General features: G+C 70.1%; 16 protein-coding genes. 7 read left to right on the forward strand and 9 right to left on the reverse strand.

All coding sequences use genetic code 11. From position 1 onward, the window contains the following. Positions 1-50 precede the first annotated feature (50 nt). The 4 genes from ACFV6X_RS30795 to metH all read right to left on the reverse strand — a co-directional run bounded on the left by ACFV6X_RS30795 (position 51) and on the right by metH (position 8,058). On the reverse strand, positions 51-1,631 hold the full coding sequence (locus ACFV6X_RS30795) for an ABC transporter substrate-binding protein (protein ID WP_385389107.1): 1,581 nt from the start codon (positions 1,629-1,631) through the stop codon (positions 51-53). Positions 1,632-1,699: 68 nt separating this feature from the next. Beyond that, entirely contained in the window at positions 1,700-3,301 is a 1,602-nt protein-coding gene (locus tag ACFV6X_RS30800; RefSeq protein ID WP_385389110.1) for an ABC transporter substrate-binding protein, read from the reverse strand. 423 nt (positions 3,302-3,724) lie between these two features. Beyond that, complete coding sequence (locus tag ACFV6X_RS30805; RefSeq protein ID WP_385389113.1) at positions 3,725-4,417, reverse strand: HAD family hydrolase; 693 nt, start codon at positions 4,415-4,417, stop codon at positions 3,725-3,727. 128 nt (positions 4,418-4,545) lie between these two features. Beyond that, on the reverse strand, positions 4,546-8,058 hold the full coding sequence (gene metH / locus ACFV6X_RS30810) for a methionine synthase (RefSeq protein WP_385389116.1): 3,513 nt from the start codon (positions 8,056-8,058) through the stop codon (positions 4,546-4,548). Between the two features lie 315 nt (positions 8,059-8,373). On the opposite strand from metH, the gene ACFV6X_RS30815 reads away from it, so the two are divergent. The 6 genes from ACFV6X_RS30815 to ACFV6X_RS30840 all read left to right on the forward strand — a co-directional run bounded on the left by ACFV6X_RS30815 (position 8,374) and on the right by ACFV6X_RS30840 (position 15,512). Then, complete coding sequence (locus ACFV6X_RS30815; protein ID WP_365457505.1) at positions 8,374-9,138, forward strand: IclR family transcriptional regulator; 765 nt, start codon at positions 8,374-8,376, stop codon at positions 9,136-9,138. A gap of 339 nt (positions 9,139-9,477) precedes the next feature. Further along, positions 9,478-10,272, forward strand: a complete 795-nt coding sequence (locus ACFV6X_RS30820) for an MIP/aquaporin family protein (RefSeq protein WP_385389119.1) — start codon at positions 9,478-9,480, stop codon at positions 10,270-10,272. Between the two features lie 93 nt (positions 10,273-10,365). After that, positions 10,366-11,907, forward strand: a complete 1,542-nt coding sequence (gene glpK / locus ACFV6X_RS30825; RefSeq protein ID WP_385389121.1) for a glycerol kinase GlpK — start codon at positions 10,366-10,368, stop codon at positions 11,905-11,907. A gap of 49 nt (positions 11,908-11,956) precedes the next feature. After that, on the forward strand, positions 11,957-13,573 hold the full coding sequence (locus tag ACFV6X_RS30830; protein WP_385389124.1) for an FAD-dependent oxidoreductase: 1,617 nt from the start codon (positions 11,957-11,959) through the stop codon (positions 13,571-13,573). Positions 13,574-13,719: 146 nt separating this feature from the next. Next, a complete protein-coding gene (locus ACFV6X_RS30835; protein ID WP_385389127.1) occupies positions 13,720-14,391 on the forward strand; it encodes a FadR/GntR family transcriptional regulator in 672 nt (223 codons plus the stop codon). A gap of 167 nt (positions 14,392-14,558) precedes the next feature. Beyond that, positions 14,559-15,512 (forward strand): PAC2 family protein, encoded by a 954-nt coding sequence (locus ACFV6X_RS30840; RefSeq protein WP_385389129.1) that lies wholly within the window; start codon positions 14,559-14,561, stop codon positions 15,510-15,512. Between the two features lie 55 nt (positions 15,513-15,567). Here ACFV6X_RS30840 and mshC read toward each other — a convergent pair whose 3' ends face one another. The 4 genes from mshC to ACFV6X_RS30860 form a co-directional block, all read right to left on the reverse strand. Next, positions 15,568-16,797: a cysteine--1-D-myo-inosityl 2-amino-2-deoxy-alpha-D-glucopyranoside ligase gene (mshC, locus tag ACFV6X_RS30845; RefSeq protein ID WP_385389132.1), complete on the reverse strand. Its 1,230-nt coding sequence runs from the start codon at positions 16,795-16,797 to the stop codon at positions 15,568-15,570. A 114-nt stretch (positions 16,798-16,911) separates the two neighbouring features. Beyond that, positions 16,912-17,730: an SCO1664 family protein gene (locus tag ACFV6X_RS30850; protein WP_385389134.1), complete on the reverse strand. Its 819-nt coding sequence runs from the start codon at positions 17,728-17,730 to the stop codon at positions 16,912-16,914. After that, a complete protein-coding gene (locus tag ACFV6X_RS30855; protein ID WP_365459361.1) occupies positions 17,694-18,284 on the reverse strand; it encodes a DUF3090 domain-containing protein in 591 nt (196 codons plus the stop codon). The genes ACFV6X_RS30850 and ACFV6X_RS30855 overlap by 37 nt, the downstream gene beginning before the upstream one ends. Positions 18,285-18,406: 122 nt before the next feature. Beyond that, positions 18,407-19,093, reverse strand: coding sequence for a histidine phosphatase family protein (locus tag ACFV6X_RS30860; protein WP_385389137.1), 687 nt, complete (start codon positions 19,091-19,093; stop codon positions 18,407-18,409). 62 nt (positions 19,094-19,155) lie between these two features. Here ACFV6X_RS30860 and corA point away from each other — a divergent pair, with 62 nt between their 5' ends. Then, positions 19,156-20,151: a magnesium/cobalt transporter CorA gene (gene corA, locus ACFV6X_RS30865; RefSeq protein WP_385389139.1), complete on the forward strand. Its 996-nt coding sequence runs from the start codon at positions 19,156-19,158 to the stop codon at positions 20,149-20,151. A gap of 12 nt (positions 20,152-20,163) precedes the next feature. Here the strand turns inward: corA and ACFV6X_RS30870 are convergent, their stop codons facing one another. Next, positions 20,164-20,952 (reverse strand): ferritin-like domain-containing protein, encoded by a 789-nt coding sequence (locus tag ACFV6X_RS30870; protein WP_385389141.1) that lies wholly within the window; start codon positions 20,950-20,952, stop codon positions 20,164-20,166. Positions 20,953-21,081 lie beyond the last annotated feature (129 nt).

Raw genomic sequence — 21,081 nt, forward strand, 5'->3', positions numbered from 1 at the left:
CCCGCTTCCCGGAGGAAGCGGGCGCCCTCGGCGTTCGGCGGGTCCGGACCTCAGCCCTTGCTGATCTCCCAGAAGCGGAAGACGGTCGAGGCGTCGAGGCAGTACTCCAGGCCGTAGACCTCCTCGCGGACGACCGCGTACTGCTTGGCCTGCCAGACCGGCAGCAGCGGGACCTCCTCGGCGACCATGTCCTGCAGCTCGCCGTACTCGTCGTCGGTGGCGGCGCGGTCGCTCTGCGCGGCGGTGCGCGGGATGAGCGTGCCGGTGATCGTGTCGTTGCTGTAGTTGTTCTCCAGCACGTTGCCCTCGCCGAAGAAAGGGGCGGTGAAGTTGTCGGCGTCCGGGTAGTCGGGCACCCAGCCCTTGACGTACACGCCGTACTTGCCGTCCGCGATGTCCTGCTCGTACTGGTCGAACGCCACGGACTTCACATCGGCGGCGAACAGTCCGCTGCCGTTCAGCTGGGCCGCTATGGCCTGCAGCTCCTCGTCGGTGGCGGGGCCGTAGCGGGACGGGGTGGACCACAGGGTGATCTTCACCTTGTCGGTGATGCCGTCGGCACGCAGCGCGGCCTCGGCCCTGTCCTTCGAGGGCCGGGCGCCGTAGGTGTCGAAGAAGGCCGTGTTGTGGCCCGCGATACCGGCCGGGATGATCGAGTACAGCGGGGTCGCGGTGCCCTGGTAGACGTCCTCGATGAGGGCGTCGCGGTCGATCAGGTGGGCGATGGCCTGGCGGACGCCGAGCTTTCCGGCGACCGGGTCGTCCATGTTGAAGACCAGGTGCTGGACCTCGGCGCTGCTGCCCTCGATGATCTTGACGCCGGAGTCGGAGTCGGCCTGCTCGATGTCGGCGATGTCGGTGGCGCTCAGGCCTCGGTAGGCGATGTCGACGTCCTTGGACTGCAGCGCCTTCTTGAGCGCGGCGCGGTCGCCGTGGAAGAACTTCATGGTGACGCCGGAGTTCTGCACCTCGGCGGTGCCCTGGTAGTTCTCGTTGACCGAGAAGACGGCCTCGTTCTCGGTGAACGAGTCGAGCTTGTACGGGCCGGAGCCGACCGCCTCGCCGTCCGTGCGCAGCATGCCGGCGTCGTACTCGCGGTGGTTGACGATGGAGCCGGCGCCGGAGGCGATCTTGCTCGGGAAGGTGGCGTCGGCGACCTTCAGGTCGAAGACGACGGTCTTCTCGTTCGGCGTCTCGACCTGGTCGAGCATCGGGAACATGATGGCCGGGCCGGCCTCGTCGTTGACCTTCAGCATGCGGTCGAAGGAGAACTTGACGTCCTTCGAGGTGAGCGGGTCACCGTTGCTGAACTTCAGGCCCTCCTTCAGGGTGCACGTGTAGACCTTCGTCGAACCGTCCGTGAAGTTGCACGCCTGGGCCAGCTCCGGCTGCGGCTCGGTGCCCCCCTTGGGGAAGCTGAGCAGGGACTGGAAGACGTTGTTGAACAACAGCCAGGAGCCCGGGTCGTAACCGGACGCGGGGTCGGTGGCGAGGACGTCGTCCGACATCCCCACGACCACGTGGGAGCCGTTCTCCCCGGAGCCACCGGACTCGGAACCGCATCCGGTCAGCAGGCCGGAGGCCAGACCGGCCACGATCGGCAGGACCGGCCACTGGTTGCGTATGTTCACGTGCGTGCCTTACGTCGTTCTTGAAGTACCCCGGGCGCCTTCCGGCACCCGGTCGTGCCCGGGAGGCGTCAGCCGCTCACACCACGGCCGAGCTCCCACAGCTGGAGGGTGGCGGAGGCGTTGAGCGAGTAGGCGACGCCGGTGACGTCGTCACGTGCCGCCACGTACTGCTTGCCCTGCCACAGGGGCAGCAGGGGCACGTCCTCGGCAACGATGTCCTGGATCCTGTTCAGGCTGTCGGCGGCGGCCAGACGGTCGGCCTCGCTCCGGGATTCCGGGATCAGGGTGTTGCGGATCTCGTTGTTCGCGTACGGCGACTTGAGGAAGTTGTCCTTGTCCAGGAACGGCGCGACGTAGCTGTCGGCGTCCGGGAAGTCGGGGAACCAGCCCATCCCGAAGACGTCGTACTCGCCGTTGCGTTCGGCGGGGACGAAGGTGTCCCAGGGGGCGCCCTCGATACCGACCTGGAACAGTCCGCTGCCGTTGAGCTGCCTGCGCAGTTCCTCGAACTCCTTCTTGGTGGCGGCGCCGTAGTGGTCGGTCGTGTAGTGCAGGGTCAGCTTCACCGGGGTGGTGACGCCGGCATCCTCCAGCAGGCCCTTGGCCTTGGCGACGCTGGGGTCGCCGTACTTGTTGAAGAAGGCGTTGGAGTGGCCGGTGATCGAGGCCGGGACCAGCGAGTACAGGGGCTCGGCCTGGGAACCGTAGACCGCGGAGACGAGTTCGTTGCGGTTGAGGAGCTGCGCCATGGCCTGGCGTACGGCCTTGCTCTTCACCGTGGGGGCCTCGGTGTTGAAGGCCAGGTAGCGGATCTCCAGGCCGGGCATCTCGACCAGCTCGACATCGCCGTCGGCGACCGCCAGCTTGTCGATCTGCTCGGGCGTCATGGAGCGGGTCATCACGTCGATGTCGCCGCCTTCGAGGGCGGCGCCCATGGCGTCGGCGTCCTCGTACGAGACCATGTCGACCTCGTCGTTCTGCACCTTCAACGCGCCGTTGTAGTTCGGGTTCTTGGTGAACACCGATCTGACCAGTTCGCCGTCCTTCTCCTCGCCCTTGAGCACGTAGGGGCCGGAGCCGTCGACCTGGAAGCCTTCGCGCAGCTTGTTCTTCTCGTAGTTGTCGGGGTTCACGATGCCCGCGACCGGGGTCGACAGCTTGTACGGGAAGGTGGCGTCGGCGGTCTTGAGGTGGAAGATGACCTCGCGGTCGCCCTTGGTCTCGACGGTGTCGATGGTGGACAGCAGGGCGAAGACACCACTGTCCGCCTTGATGGCCAGGGCCCGGTCGACGGAGAACTTCACATCGGCCGCGGTGATGGGGTCACCGTTGGAGAACTTGAGGTCGGCGCGCAGCTTGCAGGCGTAGCGCTCGTTGCCGGAGTCGGTGAACCCGCAGCTCTCGGCGGCCTCCGGGACAGGGGCGCCCTCGCCGCGCGGCTGGACCATCAGCGTCTGCACGGTCTGACGGAGCACGTTCCAGGTGCCCACGTCGTACGCGTACGCCGGGTCGAGCGGTGCGGGGGCGTCCTTGGAGGCGATGAACCGGTCGGTGGTGCCCACGACGATCGAGCCACCACCGTCACTGCCGCCGTCGGACCCGCCGCACGCGGCAAGCGCGGGAGCAAGCAGTCCGACCACGGCCGGCAGCACCAAGGTCTTGCGGTTCATGCTCGGGATTCTCCACAGCTGTCAGGTCCGTGTACCCGGCATGCAGGGGTGTCGCAGCCGATCACGGGGATGGGGTGAGGTTCTCGCGATGAGATTAGTGCGCCCTCGTGACGGGGCTCATGGCCACCGGAGTTGGGCGTCCATCACGCTGCGAAACCGGGCGCGGACGCACCGAAAACCCGACAGGGGAAGGATTCGTGCAGCATCCCATGAATCAGGACACAAAGGCGGGGCAAGCGACCCGTTATGGGATGCGGCTGCACATACGCGCCACGCTGTCGACCCCCGCCGAAGTGGGGAACGTCACACTTTCAACTGGGAGCGGGCCCACCGCGATTGGGCCATCCACACCGTGCGGATTTCCAGCGATGGAATTGCCCTGGGACCGGAGCACGGCGCGTGAACTCCCGCGCATGCGCGTCATCAGTTCAGCAGGCCGCGCAGAAATGCCAGGTCGACCTCTTCGAGCGAACGCACCACGGTGCGCCGCGCGGCCGGGGCGATCGGCGCCACCGACGGGACGGCAACCACATGGCAGCCCGCCGCCTCGGCCGCGGCCACGCCGGTCGCGGTGTCCTCGACGACCGCGCATCTGGCCGGATCCGCGCCGAGCCCGGCGGCGGCGAACAGATACGGGTCCGGGTGCGGCTTCGTACGCCCGACCTCGTCGCCGGCCACCGTCAGGGAGAAGTACTCGGTCCCGAGGATGCCCAGGACGCGGTCGATGATGCGCCGGTGAGAGGCCGAGACCAGGGCCGTCGGGATCTCGTGCACGGCGAGCTCGCCCAGCAGCCGCGCGGCGCCCGGCATCAGCGGCAGCGCCCGGTCGATCCGGTCCTCGAACCCCTGATTGAGCAGCACGGTGAGCTCGGCGAGGGTGATGTCGGCGCCGGTCGCCTCGATCAGGAACCCCGCGCTGCGGGTCATCGGGCCGCCGACCACGACATGGCGCCAGGCGTCGTCGAGGGTGTGGCCGAGGCCGGCGAAGACCTCGCACTCCACGTCCCACCAGAAACCCTCGGTGTCCACCAGGGTGCCGTCCATGTCGAGGAGCACGGCCTGCAGCGCGGAGCCTTCGGCCGTACGGGTGCCGATAGCGGGGACGGTCGTCGTCATCCGGCGTACCTCCTGGAGGGACGAGCAGGCCGGTTCCCGGGTAGGGAACCGGCCTACTGTGGACCGACCAGTGTACGACCAAACCGATCAGCGCGCGGTGTGGCGGGCCACAGGCGTGGTGTACCGGGTCACCGTGCGTTGAAGTACTTCGCCTCCGGGTGGTGGATCACGATGGCGTCCGTGGACTGCTCCGGGTGCAGCTGGAACTCCTCCGAGAGCTGCACGCCGATCCGCTCCGGCTCCAGCAGGTCGGCGATCTTCGCCCGGTCCTCCAGGTCGGGGCAGGCGCCGTAGCCCAGCGAGAAGCGGGCGCCGCGGTACTTCAGCGCGAACATGTCCTCGATGTCGGCCGGGCCCTCGCCCGCGTAGCCGAGTTCGGCGCGCACGCGCGCGTGCCAGTACTCGGCGAGCGCCTCGGCCAACTGCACGGACAGACCGTGCAGTTCCAGGTAGTCGCGGTACGAGTCCGACGCGAACAGCCGGGCGGTCTCCTCGCCGATCCGCGAGCCGACCGTGACGACCTGGAGGCCGACGACGTCCGTCTCACCGGCCTCCTCCGGGCGGAAGAAGTCGGCCAGGCACAGCCGGCGGCCGCGGCGCTGGCGCGGGAAGGTGAAGCGGGTGCGCTCGTTGCCGGCGTCGTCGAGGATGATCAGGTCGTCGTCCTTGGAGACACAGGGGAAGTAGCCGTAGACGACGGCCGCCTCCAGCAGGTTCTCCGTCTGGAGCCGGTCCAGCAGCCCGCGCAGCCGGGGCCGGCCCTCGGTCTCGACCAGTTCCTCGTACGACGGTCCCTCACCGGTGCGGGCCTGCTTCAGGCCCCACTGGCCCTTGAACAGCGCGCCCTCGTCCAGCCAGGACGCGTACTCCTTGAGCTGGATGCCCTTGATGACCCGGGTGCCCCAGAACGGCGGCTTCGGGATCGGGGTGTCGGTGGCGACGTCGGAGCGCACGTGCCCCTCCTCCGGGCGCTCCTCGACCTCGACGGTGGCCGCCCGCACCCGGCGCTGCTTGAGCTCCGGCAGCTTCGCGCCCGGCACGCCCCGCTTGACGCCGATCAGCGCGTCCATCAGGCGCAGGCCCTCGAAGGCGTCGCGGGCGTAGCGGACCTCGCCCTCGTAGATCCCGTACAGGTCCTGCTCGACGTAGGCCCGGGTGAGCGCGGCGCCGCCGAGGATGACCGGGTAGCCGGCCGCCAGGCCCCGGGCGTTGAGCTCCTCCAGGTTCTCCTTCATGATCACCGTGGACTTCACCAGGAGGCCGGACATGCCGATGACGTCGGCCCGGTGCTCCTCGGCGGCTTCGAGGATCGCGGAGACCGGCTGCTTGATGCCCAGGTTGACGACGTTGTAGCCGTTGTTGGACAGGATGATGTCGACCAGGTTCTTGCCGATGTCGTGCACGTCGCCGCGCACGGTGGCCAGCACGATGGTGCCCTTGCCGTCGTCGTCGGTCTTCTCCATGTGCGGCTCCAGGTAGGCCACCGCGGTCTTCATCACCTCGGCGGACTGGAGCACGAACGGCAGCTGCATCTGGCCGGAGCCGAACAGCTCGCCGACGACCTTCATGCCCTCCAGGAGGGTGTCGTTGACGATGTCCAGGGCGGGACGGTCCTGGAGGGCCGCGTCGAGGTCCTGCTCCAGGCCGTTGCGCTCACCGTCGATGATGCGCCGCTGCAGGCGCTCCTCCAGCGGCAGGGCGGCCAGTTCCTCGGCCTTGCCGGCCTTCAGCGACTTCGCCGTGGCCCCCTCGAACAGCGCCATCAGCTTCTGCAGCGGGTCGTAGCCCTCGCGGCGCCGGTCGTAGATCAGGTCGAGGGCGGTGTTCACCTGCTCGTCGTCGAAGCGCGCGATCGGCAGGATCTTCGACGCGTGCACGATCGCCGAGTCCAGGCCCGCCTTGACGCACTCGTCGAGGAAGACGGAGTTGAGCAGGATGCGGGCGGCCGGGTTGAGGCCGAAGGAGATGTTCGACAGGCCCAGCGTGGTCTGCACGGCGGGGTGCAGGCGCTTCAGCTCGCGGATCGCCTCGATGGTGGCGATGCCGTCCTTCCGGGACTCCTCCTGGCCGGTGCAGATCGTGAAGGTGAGGCAGTCGATGAGGATGTCCTCCTCGCGGATGCCCCAGTTGCCGGTCAGATCGTCGATGATCCGTTCGGCGATCTCGACCTTCTTCTCGACCGTGCGGGCCTGGCCCTCCTCGTCGATGGTGAGGGCGATCAGCGCGGCGCCGTGCTCCTGGGCCAGCCCGGTGACCCTGGCGAACCGGGACTCGGGGCCGTCGCCGTCCTCGTAGTTGACGGAGTTGATCACCGCGCGGCCGCCGAGCTTCTCCAGCCCGGCCCGGATGACCTCGACCTCGGTGGAGTCGAGGACGATCGGCAGGGTGGAGGCGGTGGCGAAGCGGCCGGCCAGTTCCTCCATGTCGGCGACGCCGTCCCGGCCGACGTAGTCCACACACAGGTCGAGCATGTGCGCGCCCTCGCGGATCTGCTCGCGGGCCATCTCCACACAGTCGTCCCAGCGGGCGGCCAGCATGGCCTCGCGGAACTTCTTCGAGCCGTTGGCGTTGGTGCGCTCGCCGATGGCCAGGTACGAGGTGTCCTGGCGGAACGGCACCGACTGGTACAGGGAGGCGGCGCCCGGTTCCGGGCGCGGGGCGCGCTCACCGGGGGTGAGGTCGCGGACCCGCTCCACGACCTGGCGCAGGTGCTCGGGCGTCGTACCGCAGCAACCGCCGACCAGGGAGAGGCCGTAGTCGCGGACGAAGTTCTCCTGGGCGTCGGCCAGCTCCGGGGCGGTCAGCGGGTAGTGGGCGCCGGAGGAGGTCAGCACGGGCAGGCCGGCGTTCGGCATGCACGACAGGCGGACGCGGGAGTGGCGGGCGAGGAAGCGCAGGTGCTCACTCATCTCGGCCGGGCCGGTCGCGCAGTTCAGACCGATCATGTCGATGCCGAGCGGCTCCAGCGCGGTCAGCGCGGCGCCGATCTCGGAGCCGAGCAGCATGGTGCCGGTGGTCTCGACGGTCACCGAGACGATCAGCGGTACGTCGTACCCGGCCGTCTCCATCGCCCGGCGGGCGGCGACGACGGAGGCCTTGGTCTGGAGCAGGTCCTGGGTGGTCTCCACGAGCAGCGCATCGGCGCCGCCCGCGAGCAGGCCCTCGGCGTTCTGCTGGTAGGCGTCGCGGATCGCGGCGAAGGTGGTGTGGCCGAGGGTGGGCAGCTTGGTGCCGGGGCCCATCGAGCCGAGCACCCAGCGCGGCTGCCCCGTGCGCCGCGCGTAGTCGTCGGCCGTCTCGCGTGCGATGCGCGCGCCGGCCTCCGACAGCTCGACGATCCGGTCGGCGATGTCGTACTCGCCCAGGGCGGAGAGGTTCGCGCCGAAGGTGTTGGTCTCGACGCAGTCGACTCCCGCGTCGAAGTACTCGGCGTGCACCGAGCGGACGATGTCCGGGCGGGTGACGTTCAGCACCTCGTTGCAGCCTTCGAGGTTCTGGAAGTCCTCCAGCGTGGGGTCCTGCGCCTGGAGCATGGTGCCCATCGCTCCGTCGGCCACCACCACACGGGTGGCGAGTGCCTCACGGAGGGCGGACGCGCGGGTCCGGCTGTCGGTGACGGGGGACTGCGGCGACGAGGCCATGTAAGGGGCTCCCTGGAATGCGACGGCTGTCGGCTTTGCGCTTTCCCCGGATGCTCCGGCGGAACGTCCAGCGGAGGGGCGCACGCGGCCAGGGTAGCCGGGACCGGGGGCCTAGGGTCAGGGGCGTCCACGAGACGGACCGGCGTGGCGTACAGGCCACTCCCGGAAGGCGGGTGGCACAACGACTGTCGACCGCCCATTGGCGGGAGGTCGGCATGGACCGGTAGTGTTCGGCATTGCCGAACAGTGGACATTGCCGTACGGCAACAGCGACGTCGCGGTTCGACGGTCGAAGGGGACGGAGGCAGGACGGCGATGGCACGGAACATCCAGTCGCTCGAGCGGGCGGCCGCGATGCTGCGCCTTCTCGCGGGCGGTGAGCGACGGCTGGGCCTGTCGGACATCGCCTCGGCGCTGGGTCTCGCCAAGGGCACCGCCCACGGCATCCTGCGCACCCTCCAGCAGGAGGGGTTCGTCGAGCAGGACGGCGCCTCCGGGCGCTACCAGCTGGGCGCCGAGCTGCTGCGCCTGGGCACCACCTACCTCGACGTGCACGAACTGCGCGCGCGTGCCCTGGTATGGACGGACGACCTGGCCCGCTCCAGCGGCGAGAGCGTCTACCTGGGGGTGCTGCACCAGCAGGGCGTGCTGATCGTGCACCACGTCTTCCGCCCCGACGACAGCCGGCAGGTGCTGGAGATCGGCGCCATGCAGCCACTGCACTCCACGGCCCTGGGCAAGGTCCTGTCGGCCTACGACCCGGTCGCCCACAGCGAGGCCCTGGAGTCGGACCGCAAGGCCTTCACGGACCGCACGGTGTGCGACCTGAGCGCCTTCGAGCACGTCCTGGACCTCACCCGCGCGCGGGGGTACGCCGCGGACGTCGAGGAGACCTGGGAAGGCGTCGCGTCGGTCGCCGCGCCCATCCACGACCGGCGGCGCATGCCCGTCGGCGCGGTCGGCATCACCGGCGCGGTGGAGCGGCTGGGCCGGGACGGGGAGCTGCGGTCCGAGCTGATCGCCGCCGTGCGGGACTGCGCCCGCGCGGTGTCGCGCGATTTGGGCGCCGGCCGGTTCTGAACTGCCCGCAGGGCACTGACCAGCACATACGCAATATCGCGCGGGAGAGACCGGGACGCCGTGGGGCGTTCCGGCTGCCGGTCTGCCCAAAACGGAACATATTGGTCATAGATCGGCCTACCGGGTCGATGGGTTCATAACTCAACACAACCCACCACCATCGCGCTTTCGGCAAGAGACCTCTTGACTGCGCGTAACGCCGAGGCAAGACTCCCGTCCATCGGTCGGCATTGTCGAACACCTACCGGCAATACGCGCTAGAGTGTGATGACGCCAAGGGCCGACGGACCCCGGAAGGGACGCGGGGTTCTCCCCCTGGACAGGACAAAGGAGTCGCGGGTGTCCAGCTCCGACATCTTCATCGGCGAGACCATAGGTACCGCCATACTCATCCTCCTCGGCGGAGGCGTCGTCGCCGCCGTGGTGCTCAAGGCCTCCAAGGCCCGGAACGCCGGCTGGCTCGCGATCGCCTTCGGGTGGGGTTTCGCGGTGCTGACGGCCGTCTACATCTCGGCGCCGCTCTCCGGCGCCCACCTCAATCCGGCCGTCACCCTCGGCCTCGCGATCGCGAACGACGACTGGACCAACGTCCCCGTGTACTGGGGCGGTCAGTTGCTCGGCGCCATGATCGGCGCGGTCCTTGTCTGGGTCGCCTACTACGGCCAGTTCCACGCCCACCTCACCGACCGCGAGATCGTCGGCTCCGCGGACGCCCAGGCGAAGGACGCCAAGGCGGTCGAGGCGCGGGAGAAGGGCGCCGGCCCGGTGCTCGGCATCTTCTCCACCGGACCCGAGGTCCGGAACGTGGGGATGAACCTCGCCACCGAGATCATCGGTACGTTCGTGCTGGTCATCGCCATCCTCACGCAGGGCCTGAACGACAACGGCAACGGTCTCGGCACCCTGGGCGGCCTGCTCGTCGCCCTCGTCGTGGTCGGCATCGGCCTCTCGCTCGGTGGCCCGACCGGTTACGCCATCAACCCGGCCCGTGACCTCGGCCCGCGCATCGTGCACGCCCTGCTCCCCCTGCCCAACAAGGGCGGTTCCGACTGGAGCTACGCCTGGATCCCGGTGGTCGGCCCGCTGATCGGCGGTGCGGCGGCCGCCGGACTCTACAACCTCGCGTTCGTCTAGAGCGGGTTCGTACAGAGCGGCCACGGCCGCTCTCGCAGCCGCAGGAACCACGCCGTGCACAGCCCCAGACATACGGAACCCCAGGAGCACACAGTGACCGACGCCCACACGGCCGGCCCCTTCATCGCAGCCATCGACCAGGGCACGACCTCCAGCCGCTGCATCGTCTTCGACCGGGACGGCCGGATCGTCTCCGTCGACCAGAAGGAGCACGAGCAGATCTTCCCGAAGCCGGGCTGGGTCGAGCACAACGCCAGCGAGATCTGGACCAACGTCCAGGAGGTCGTCGCCGGAGCCATCGAGAAGGCCGGCATCACCCGCGACGACATCAAGGCCATCGGCATCACCAACCAGCGCGAGACCACCGTGCTGTGGGACAGGAACACCGGTGAGCCCGTCCACAACGCCATCGTCTGGCAGGACACCCGCACCGACGCCCTGTGCCGGGAGCTCGGCCGCAACGTCGGCCAGGACCGCTTCCGCCGCGAGACGGGCCTCCCCCTCGCCTCCTACTTCGCCGGTCCCAAGGCCCGCTGGCTGCTCGACAACGTCGAGGGCCTCAAGGAGCGCGCCGAGGCGGGCGACATCCTCTTCGGCACCATGGACACCTGGGTCATCTGGAACCTGACCGGCGGTGTCAACGGCGGCCACCACGTCACCGACGTCACCAACGCCTCGCGCACCCTCCTCATGAACCTGCACACCATGCAGTGGGACGAGAAGATCGCCGAGTCCATCGGTGTCCCGCTGGCGATGCTGCCGGAGATCCGTTCCTCCGCCGAGGTGTACGGCGAGATCACCGGCGGCAAGCTGGGCGACCTGCTGGGCGGCATCCCGGTCGCCTCGGCGCTGGGCGACCAGCAGGCGGCCCTGTTCGGCCAGACCTGCTTCTCCGAGGGCGAGACCAAGTCGACGTACGGCACCGGCACCTTCATGGTGATGAACACCGGTGACAAGATCATCAACTCCTACAGCGGGCTGCTGACCACCGTCGGCTACCAGATCGGCGACCAGAAGCCGGTCTACGCCCTGGAGGGCTCGATCGCCGTCACCGGTGCGCTGGTGCAGTGGATGCGGGACCAGATGGGCCTGATCTCCACCGCCGCCGAGATCGAGACGCTCGCGCTGTCCGTCGAGGACAACGGCGGCGCCTACTTCGTGCCGGCCTTCTCCGGCCTCTTCGCCCCGTACTGGCGCTCCGACGCCCGCGGTGTGATCGCCGGCCTGACCCGGTACGTCACCAAGGCGCACCTCGCCCGCGCCGTGCTGGAGGCCACCGCCTGGCAGACGCGGGAGATCGCCGACGCCATGACGAAGGACTCCGGCGTGGAGCTGACGGCCCTCAAGGTCGACGGCGGCATGACGTCCAACAACCTGCTGATGCAGATGCTCTCGGACTTCCTGGACGCCCCCGTGGTGCGCCCGATGGTCGCGGAGACCACCTGCCTCGGTGCCGCCTACGCCGCCGGTCTCGCCGTCGGCTTCTGGAACAGCACCGACGACCTGCGCGCCAACTGGCGGCGGGCCGCGGAGTGGACCCCCCGCATGGACGCGGGCGACCGCGACCGTGAGTACAAGAGCTGGCTCAAGGCCGTGGAGCGGACCATGGGCTGGCTCGAAGGCGACGAGAGCTGATTCGACGAGCGCCGACGCGCAGTCGGCTGACGAGGAGTAAGAACCCCACATGACCAGCCAGTCCACCCTGCAGTCCGTGCCTGCCCTGGGCACGCACCCGGCCTCCGGCTCGAACCCGAGCCGCGCCGAGACCCGGGAGCAGCTCTCCAAGGCGTCGTACGACCTTCTCGTGATCGGCGGCGGCATCCTGGGCATCTCCACCGCCTGGCACGCCGCGCAGTCCGGCCTCAGGGTGGCCCTGGTCGACGCCGGCGACTTCGCCGGAGCCACTTCCTCCGCATCCTCCAAGCTGCTCCACGGCGGTCTGCGCTACCTGCAGACCGGCGCGGTGAAGCTGGTGGCCGAGAACCACTTCGAGCGCCGTGCGGTCTCCCGCCAGGTGGCCCCCCACCTGGCGAACCCGCTGACCTTCTACCTCCCCGTGTACAAGGGCGGCCCGCACGGCGCCGCGAAGCTCGGCGCCGGTGTCTTCGCCTACTCGATGCTGTCCGCCTTCGGCGACGGCGTGGGCCATCTGCTCTCCCCCGCCAAGGCCCAGGCGGACGTGCCCGAGCTGCGCACCGAGAACCTCAAGGCCGTGGCCGTGTACGGCGACGACCAGATGAACGACGCCCGGATGGCCCTGATGACGGTCCGCGCGGCCGTCGAGTCGGGCGCGGTCGTCCTCAACCACGCCGAGGTCACCGGCCTGCGCTTCACCCAGGGCCGGGTGACCGGCGCCGAGTTGCGGGACCGGCTGTCCGGCGACGAGTTCGGCGTCGACGCCCGCCTGGTACTGAACGCGACCGGCCCCTGGGTCGACCACCTGCGCCGTATGGAGAACCCTCATGCCGCCCCGTCGATCCGCCTGTCGAAGGGCGCGCATCTGGTCCTGAAGCGCACCGCCCCCTGGAAGGCCGCGCTCGCCACCCCGATCGACAAGTACCGCATCACCTTCGCCCTCCCCTGGGAGGACATGCTGCTGCTCGGCACCACCGACGAGATGTACGACGGCGACCCGGCGGACGTCGCGGTCAACGAGCAGGACATATCGCAGATCCTGGACGAGGCCGCGTTCTCCATCCGCGACCAGCAGCTCGACCGGGACCTCATCACCTACGCCTTCGCGGGTCTGCGTGTGCTGCCGGGCGGCCCCGGCGACACCGCCAAGGCCAAGCGCGAGACGGTGGTCACCGAGGGGCGCGGGGGGATGCTGTCCGTCGCGGGCGGCAAGTGGACGACCTTCCGCCACATCGGCCGCACGATCATGAAGAAGCTGGAGTCGCTGCCCGGTCACCCGCTGGGCGAGGACTTCGAGCCGATCTCCTCGCTGCCGAAGAAGCTGCCGCTGCCGGGTGTCGCCAACCCGCGCGCGGTCGCCCACCGGCTGCTGGTCGACGGCCCGGCGCCCGGCCCGCGGATGGCGGCGGACACCGCCAAGCACCTGGCCACGCACTACGGTTCGCTGGCCTTCGACATCGCCCGCATCGCCAACGACGACCCCGAGCTCGCCCGGCGCGTGCACCCGGACGCCCCGGAGATCTGGGCGCAGGTCGTCTGGGCCCGCGACCACGAGTGGGCCGAGACCGCGGACGACGTGCTGCGCCGCCGCACGACCCTGACGATCCGCGGCCTGGCCACGGACGACGTCCGCGCGAAGGTCCAGGACCTGCTCGACAAGAAGTAGCCGGTACGGACGAGAGGGGCGGCTCCACGCCGACGGAGCCGCCCCTCTCCGTGCCCGTGGTCCGGACGGCGCGGCGGGCCGTCGCTCCTGGTGAGGCCGCATACTGTGCGAAGACCTCGGAGGTCTGGGCGACAGGGAGGCCGGCCATGGCAGTGACGGACGAGGCGATCGAAAAGATCAAGGGCATGATCGTCTCCGGCGCGCTGCGGCCCGGCGACCGGCTGCCCAAGGAGAGCGAACTCGCCGCCGACCTGGGCCTGTCCCGCAACTCGCTGCGGGAGGCCGTACGCGCGCTGTCGCTGATCCGGATCCTGGACGTACGCCAGGGCGACGGCACCTACGTCACCAGCCTGGATCCCCAACTGCTGCTGGAGGCACTGAGCTTCGTCGTCGACTTCCACCGCGACGACACCGTGCTGGAGTTCCTGGCCGTACGCCGCATCCTGGAGCCGGCCGCGACCGCGATGGCGGCCGCACGCATCGGCGAGCGGGAACTGGACGCGCTCACCGCCCAGTTGGAGGCGTTGGGCGCGCAGCCCTCCGTCGAGGAACTCGTCGCCTGCGACCTGGAGTTCCACCGCAGCATCGTGCAGGCGTCGGGCAACTCGGTGCTGTGCTCGCTGCTCGACGGCCTGTCCGGGCCGACCACCCGGGCCCGGATCTGGCGTGGCCTGACCCAGCGGGACGCGGTCAGCCGCACCCTGCACGAGCACCGGGCGATCCTCGCCGCGCTGCGCGACCGGGACGCGGAGGCGGCCCGCTCCTGGGCCACGGCGCACATCGCGAGCGTGGAGCAGTGGCTGCGCAGTTCGCTGTGAGCAAGGGTGTACGAATGGGTGACAGCTCGGATGAATCGCGGGGTGTCCGGGGCAGGTGAACGGGGCAGTGATCCGTTCACTCCCCCGTGCAAGGGGGCTGCGGGCGCCCCCGCCGCACGCCGTAAGGTTGGCACGTCAGGCGAGGGCACGTCGGAAGGAGGCGCTGGGTGATCGAGCTCGAGGGGGTTCCCGAGCTGATCGACCCGGTCATGGTGGCCGCGTTCGAGGGCTGGAACGATGCCGGCGACGCCGCCTCCACCGCGGTCGCGCATCTGGACAGGGAGTGGAAGGGCGAGGTGTTCGCGGCGCTGGACGCCGAGGACTACTACGACTTCCAGGTGAACCGGCCCACGGTGTGGATGGACGCCGGCGTGCGCAAGATCACCTGGCCGACGACCAGGTTGTCGGTGGTCCGGGTCGGCGGCGACAAGCCGCGTGACCTGGTCCTGGTCCGCGGCATCGAACCGTCCATGCGGTGGCGCTCGTTCTGCAACGAGCTGCTCGGCTTCGCGCACGAGCTGGGCGTGGAGCTGGTGGTGATCCTGGGCGCCCTGCTCGGTGACACCCCGCACACGCGCCCGGTCCCGATCAGCGGGACCACGTCCGACTCGGACCTGGCGCAGCGCATGGATCTGGAGGAGACCAAGTACGAGGGCCCGACGGGCATCGTCGGCGTCCTCCAGGAGGCGTGCACGCACGCGGGCGTACCGGCGGTGTCGCTCTGGGCGGCCGTGCCGCACTACGTCTCGCAGCCGCCCAACCCGAAGGCCACGCTCGCCCTGCTCAACCGCCTGGAGGACCTGATCGACGTACGCATCCCGCTGGGCGAGCTGCCCGAGGACGCGCGCGCCTGGCAGGTGGGGGTGGACCAGCTGGCCGCGGAGGACAGCGAGGTCGCGGAGTACGTGCAGACGCTGGAGGAGGCCCGCGACACCGCGGAGCTGCCGGAGGCGTCGGGCGAGGCGATCGCTCGTGAGTTCGAGCGGTATCTGCGGCGCCGGGACGGCGGCGGCACCCCGCCCGGCGGGCACGCCACGGACGGCGGGGACGGCCCTCCGTTCCTGCGGGACAAACGGCCGCCGAAGCCGAGCAACGAGGACGACGACTCGTCCGAGGAGTGAGCACGAGTGTGGGCCGCTTCCTCCACCGGGAGGAAGCGGCCCACAGTCGTTCCTCCTACAGGGCCACGCCCAGCAGCGCGTCCACCGCACGGGACACGACGCCGGGGGCACCCGGGTCCGTACCGCCCCGTTCCTGCTGCTCCGCCGCCCAGCGGTCGACGGCGGCCAGCGCGGCCGGGGCGTTCAGATCGTCGGCGAGGGCCTCGCGGAGCTCCCCGACGAGCCTGTCCGCAGTCGGCCCGTCGGGCCGGGAGACGGCGGCGCGCCAGCGGCCGAGCCGGTCCACGGCGTCCTGGAGCACCTGGTCGGTCCACTCCCAGTCGGCCCGGTAGTGGTGGGCGAGGAGGGTGAGCCGGATGGCGGCGGGGTCGACGCCGTCACGGCGCAACCGCGAGACGAAGACCAGGTTGCCCTTGGACTTGGACATCTTCTCGCCGTCCAGGCCGACCATCCCCGCATGCACGTACGCCTTGGCCATGGGGAACTCGCCGGTCAGCACCTGGGCGTGCGAGGCGCCCATCTCGTGGTGCGGGAAGGCGAGGTCGGAGCCGCCGCCCTGGACATCGAAGCCCATCCCGAGGTGGTCGAGGGCGATGGCGACGCACTCGATGTGCCAGCCGGGCCGGCCGCGGCCCAGCGATCCGCCGTCCCAGCTCGGCTCGCCCTCGCGGGCCGCCATCCACAGCATCGGGTCGACGGGGTTCTTCTTGCCCGGGCGGTCGGGGTCGCCGCCCCGCTCGGCGGAGAGCAGCCGCATCGCGGCGGCATCCAGGTGGGACACCTCGCCGAAGTGGGGGTCGGCCTCGACGGAGAAGTAGGTGTCGCCGTCGAGTTCGTAGGCGGCGCCCATGTCGCGCAGCCGTTCCACCAGCGGCACGATGCCGGGTATCGCCTCGACGGCGCCGATGTAGTGCTGCGGCGGCAGCATCCGCAGGGCGGTCATGTCCTCGCGGAACAGCGCGGTCTCGCGCTCGGCCAGGGCGACCCAGTCGAGGCCGTCGCGGTCCGCGCGCTCAATGAGTGGGTCGTCGACGTCCGTGACGTTTTGGACGTACTGGACCTGCCGCTTCGTGTCGAGCCACACGCGCTGCACGAGATCGAACGCGTTGTAGGTCGCCGCGTGCCCCATGTGGGTCGCGTCGTACGGGGTGATGCCGCAGACGTAGATACGGGCGACGGGACCGGGGTCGAGGGTCACGAGACCCCCGGTCGCGGTGTCGTGGATCCTCAGGTCGCGGCCCTTGCCAGGCAGGGCGGGGACCTCGGAAGCGGGCCAGGCATGCATGTCATGAGCCTAACCGGACTGAAGTTCCGTATACGAACCGGACCAGGCCGGATGGCCGGTAAGGCGCTCTTGCGTGATCTCCCGGATGTGCCCGTCAGCGCGGCGGCCGTGCCGTCACACGGGCGGCCACGGGATCGCCGGCCACTCCCCGTTCGGCTCCGGGTGCACGCCGGTGGCGAGCAGCGCGCCGACCCGCGCGCGGGTGGCGTCGACCTCGGCGCCGGTGATCAGCGCGCCCAGCCGCTCGGCGAGCACGCCGCCCTCCTTCAGCTCCCCCTGGAGCCGCTGGAGGACCGCCACGGCCTCGCCGGTGAGCGGTTCGCCGGCCCAGCCCCACAGGAGCGTGCGCAGCTTGTTCTCGACGTTGAAGGTGACCCCGTGGTCGATGCCGTACAGCTGCCCCTCGGCGGTCGGCAGCAGGTGGCCGCCCTTGCGGTCGGCGTTGTTGATCACGGCGTCGAGCACGGCGAGCCGCCGCAGCCGCTCGTCGTCCGCGTGCACCAGCAGCGCCGTCTTCCCGTCGCCGACCTCGGCGAACCCGATCGCCTTCCAGCCCGCTGCGGGCTCCTCGGCGTCGACGAGGGCGAGCAGCTCGGCATCCGGCCGCGCCTCGATCCACAGCTGGCACATGCCCTCGCCGTACGGTCCGTCGCGCAGCACCGTGGGCGGGACCAGGCCCCAGCCGGTCGCCTCGGAGACCGCGTACGCGGCGACCTCGCGCCCGGCGAGCGTCCCGTCGGGGAAGTCCCACAGCGGCCGCTCCCCCGCGACGGGCTTGTAGACGCAGGTGGCCTGCTGCCCGTCGTGCGTGATCGTGCAATAGAGGGCCGCGTTGGAGGCCTCACGGATGCGTCCGCGCACGGTCAGCTCACCGGTGGTGAGCAGTTCCTCGGAGGTCATGCTCCGCGGCGGTATCCGTTCTGGCGCGGGCATACGTGTCCTTCCGGGTCGAGCGGCAGACTGCACAGCGGGCACGGCGGCCGGCCGGCGTTGACGACGTCGAGTGCGCGCTTGGCGAAGGCGCGGGCCTGCGCGCCGGTGAGCCGGACCCGCAGCATCGGGGGCCCGTTCTCCTCGTCCTGGAGGAGCCGCTCCTCGGCTTCGGCGAGGTCCTCGTCGGTGTCGGCATCGAGTTCGACCAGCGCCTGCGCCTCGACGATCATGCGCTGCTCGTCGCCGTCCCAGGCGAGAGCCATGGTGCCGACGCGGAACTCCTCCTCGATCGGGGTCTCCAGCGGGGCGCTGTCGGAGATCTCGCTGGGTGCCACGGCCGGTACCGCGGCGCTTCCGCCGCTGCGCCGCACCACCTCGTCGAGCAGTTCGTCCATGCGCTCGGCGAGCGCTGCGACCTGTGTCTTCTCCAGGGCCACGCTGGTCACCCGGGGGCCGGCGGTGGCTTGGAGGAAGAAGGTACGGCGCCCGGGCAGTCCGACCGTACCGGCCACGAACCGCTCCGGAGGGTCGTAGAGGAACACCTGACGGGACACGTCCTGTCTCCATTGATCGTGGGGCGACTTCGACTTCGTTGACCGACCGGCCGCCGTGCGGACGCTCGGCCGCGGACAAGTACGGCGTTACTGCGACCGCTTCACCCTACTGCGGCCGACGATCACGGTGCGCCCGCACCGCCTCCCACCGGTGCGTCCCCGCCCGGGGACTCCTCGCGGGGCGCCAGGGACGCGAAGTCCCCGGTGTCTCCGAGGCGTACGAGAAACGGCCTGAGACGGGTGTAACGGATCGCGGTGATGGAACACGGTTCTACGGAGATCCGCTGGAAGAGGTCGAGATGAAGTCCGAGTGCGTCGGCGACGAGAGACTTGATGACGTCCCCGTGCGAGCACATGAGGTACACGGCGTCGGCGCCGTGATCGCGTTCCACACGCGCGTTCCACTCCCGGACCGCCTCGGCGGCCCGGTGCTGCATCTCCCGCATCGACTCGCCGCCCGGGAACGCGGCCGCCGTCGGGTGGGCCTGGACCACCTCCATCAGCGGCTCGTCCTTGAGCTCGGCGAGCTTGCGCCCGGACCAGTCGCCGTAGTCGCACTCCCCGATCCGCTCGTCGGTGTGCGCGCGCAGCCCGGGGCGGGCGTCGAGCAGGGGCCGGACGGTCTCCTCGCACCGCTGCAGCGGGCTGGTGACGACCTCGGAGATCGGCAGCCCGGCGAGCCTGCCGGGCAGTGCGGCGGCCTGCGTGGTGCCGCGCTCGTCGAGGGCGACGCCGGGCGTCCGGCCGGCGAGCAGCCCCTCGGTGTTGGCGGTGGAACGTCCATGCCGGACGAGGATCAGCGTGGGCATGCGGCCCAGGGTAGGCGCAGGTCCACGTGCGACGTCCCGGCGGCGACGGGAGAATACGCTCCGTGATCGTCGACTGTGCCATCTACCGTGACGGACACCGGACGGAGGGCCCCGAGGACCTGTCGGACGCCCTGGCCGAGGCACGGGCGGTCGGCGGATTCGTGTGGATCGGCCTGCACGAGCCCAGCGAGCGGGAGTTCGGGCTGGTCACCGAGGAGTTCGCGCTGCATCCGCTGTCCGTCGAGGACGCCCTGAAGGCGCACCAGCGGCCCAAACTGGAGGTGTACGACGACTCCCTGTTCATGGTCCTCAAGCCGGTCGTGTACGAGCCGGAGAGCGACGCCGTCTCGACCGGCGAGGTCATGATCTTCCTCGGGGACGCCTTCGTGGTGACCGTCCGACACGGCGTGGGCTCCCCGCTGGCCGCCGTGCGTCGTCGGCTGGAACAGGAGCCGGAGCTGCTCGGCAAGGGCCCCACCTCGGTGCTGTACGCGATCGCCGACGCGACCGTGGACCACTACCTGGACGTGTCGGCCGAGTTGCAGACCGACCTGGAGGAGCTGGAGGCGGAGGTCTTCTCGCCGGACAGCGGTGGCTCGCGGCACTCGGCGTCCCGGATCTACGGTTTCAAGCGACAGATCATGGAGTTCCGCCGGGCCACCGGGCCGCTCGGCGTGCCGCTGACCCGGCTCGCCGCCGTGGGCACGCTGGGCAGTGCCGTGCCTTTCGTGGACGGGAAGGCGCGGCCCTTCTTCCGCGATGTGAACGACCACCTCACGCGCGTGAACGAGTCCGTGGAGGGCCTGGACCGGCTGGTGTCGGACGTCCTGTCGGCGCATCTGGCGCAGATGAGCGTCCGGCAGAACGACGACATGCGGAAGATCTCCGCGTGGGCGGCCATGGCCGCGATCCCGACGATGATCGCGGGGATCTACGGCATGAACTTCGAGCACATGCCGGAGCTGCACTGGGTGTGGGCCTATCCGGCGGTGATCGCGGTCATGGCCGCCCTGGAGGTCCTCCTCTACCGGACGTTCAAGCGGCGAGGCTGGATGTGAGGGCCCCGGTGCTCAGGCGAACTCGGGGGCGGTGGTGGCCGGGCCGCCGAGGGCGTCGCGGCGTTCCGGCATCTTCAGGGTCACCATGCGCCGCCAGCCGCCGAGCCGCTCGTACCCGTACACGGCATGGATGCCGGACGCGAGCACCGCGGCCTTGGAGCGGGACCAGCCGAGCACGCGGCCCATGTGGGCCATGACCGCGAGGCTCACGTCCCGGTGGACGCGGATCTCGGCGAGCGCGCTCTCGCGCAGCACGCGCCGGATGTCGCGGCCGTGCCCGGCGGCGGCGAAGCGGAGCAGTTCCTCGTGGGTGTAGGCGAGGTGGTTGTCCTCGTCGTGGGAGATCATGCGGACCGCTCTGCCGAGTACCGGGTGGTCCGTGAAGTGCTTCTTCAGCATCACCATCTGTTCGGCGGCGCGCTGTTCGGTGACCCGGCTGTGGGCGAGGTAGGTGATGATGTCCTGCACGGTGAGCGGCTGGTCCGCCCTGAGCTTCTCGTGGGCGAGCCCGATGCCCCGCTTCTCCAACAGCATCGTGTAGTCGCACTCCGGCGGGACCTCCACGGGTTCGAGGCCGCGCTTCTTCAGCAGCGCGTTGAAGATCCGCCCGTGCTTGTCCTCGTCCGCGCCATGGCGGGTGATCTTGGGCGCCAGGGCGCGCTCGCTCGCGGGTACGAGCGCGGCGATGCGGGCGTTCTCCCAGCCGCCCTGCGCCTCACCGCTGGCCGCGACGGAACAGAACAGCCGGAACGACTGGTCGTGGTCGAGGATCTCCTGGAACAGGCTCTTGGCCGAAAGCATCTGAGAGCACCTCTCTGCAGAATCCCGCAAAGAACGAGTCAAATGCCCACGGAGGCCCACGGCAACAGGTGTGCCGGACAACTCAGCCGAAAGACGGACCGACGGGCGGGCGTCGGAAGCGTAACCGCG

The organism is Streptomyces sp. NPDC059861, from assembly GCF_042731435.1.
In the GTDB taxonomy this organism is placed as follows: Bacteria; Actinomycetota; Actinomycetes; order Streptomycetales; family Streptomycetaceae; genus Streptomyces.

What these genes read in the sequence shown, in the direction of transcription:
- ACFV6X_RS30835 (WP_385389127.1), top strand. Translation starts at nt 13,720, where the DNA reads ATGGCAGTGACGGACGAGGCGATCGAAAAGATCAAGGGCATGATCGTC.
- ACFV6X_RS30870 (WP_385389141.1), bottom strand. Translation starts at nt 20,952, where the DNA reads ATGCTTTCGGCCAAGAGCCTGTTCCAGGAGATCCTCGACCACGACCAG.
- ACFV6X_RS30860 (WP_385389137.1), bottom strand. Translation starts at nt 19,093, where the DNA reads ATGCCCACGCTGATCCTCGTCCGGCATGGACGTTCCACCGCCAACACC.
- metH (WP_385389116.1), bottom strand. Translation starts at nt 8,058, where the DNA reads ATGGCCTCGTCGCCGCAGTCCCCCGTCACCGACAGCCGGACCCGCGCG.
- ACFV6X_RS30805 (WP_385389113.1), bottom strand. Translation starts at nt 4,417, where the DNA reads ATGACGACGACCGTCCCCGCTATCGGCACCCGTACGGCCGAAGGCTCC.
- ACFV6X_RS30815 (WP_365457505.1), top strand. Translation starts at nt 8,374, where the DNA reads ATGGCACGGAACATCCAGTCGCTCGAGCGGGCGGCCGCGATGCTGCGC.
- ACFV6X_RS30800 (WP_385389110.1), bottom strand. Translation starts at nt 3,301, where the DNA reads ATGAACCGCAAGACCTTGGTGCTGCCGGCCGTGGTCGGACTGCTTGCT.
- mshC (WP_385389132.1), bottom strand. Translation starts at nt 16,797, where the DNA reads ATGCATGCCTGGCCCGCTTCCGAGGTCCCCGCCCTGCCTGGCAAGGGC.
- ACFV6X_RS30850 (WP_385389134.1), bottom strand. Translation starts at nt 17,730, where the DNA reads ATGCCCGCGCCAGAACGGATACCGCCGCGGAGCATGACCTCCGAGGAA.
- ACFV6X_RS30830 (WP_385389124.1), top strand. Translation starts at nt 11,957, where the DNA reads ATGACCAGCCAGTCCACCCTGCAGTCCGTGCCTGCCCTGGGCACGCAC.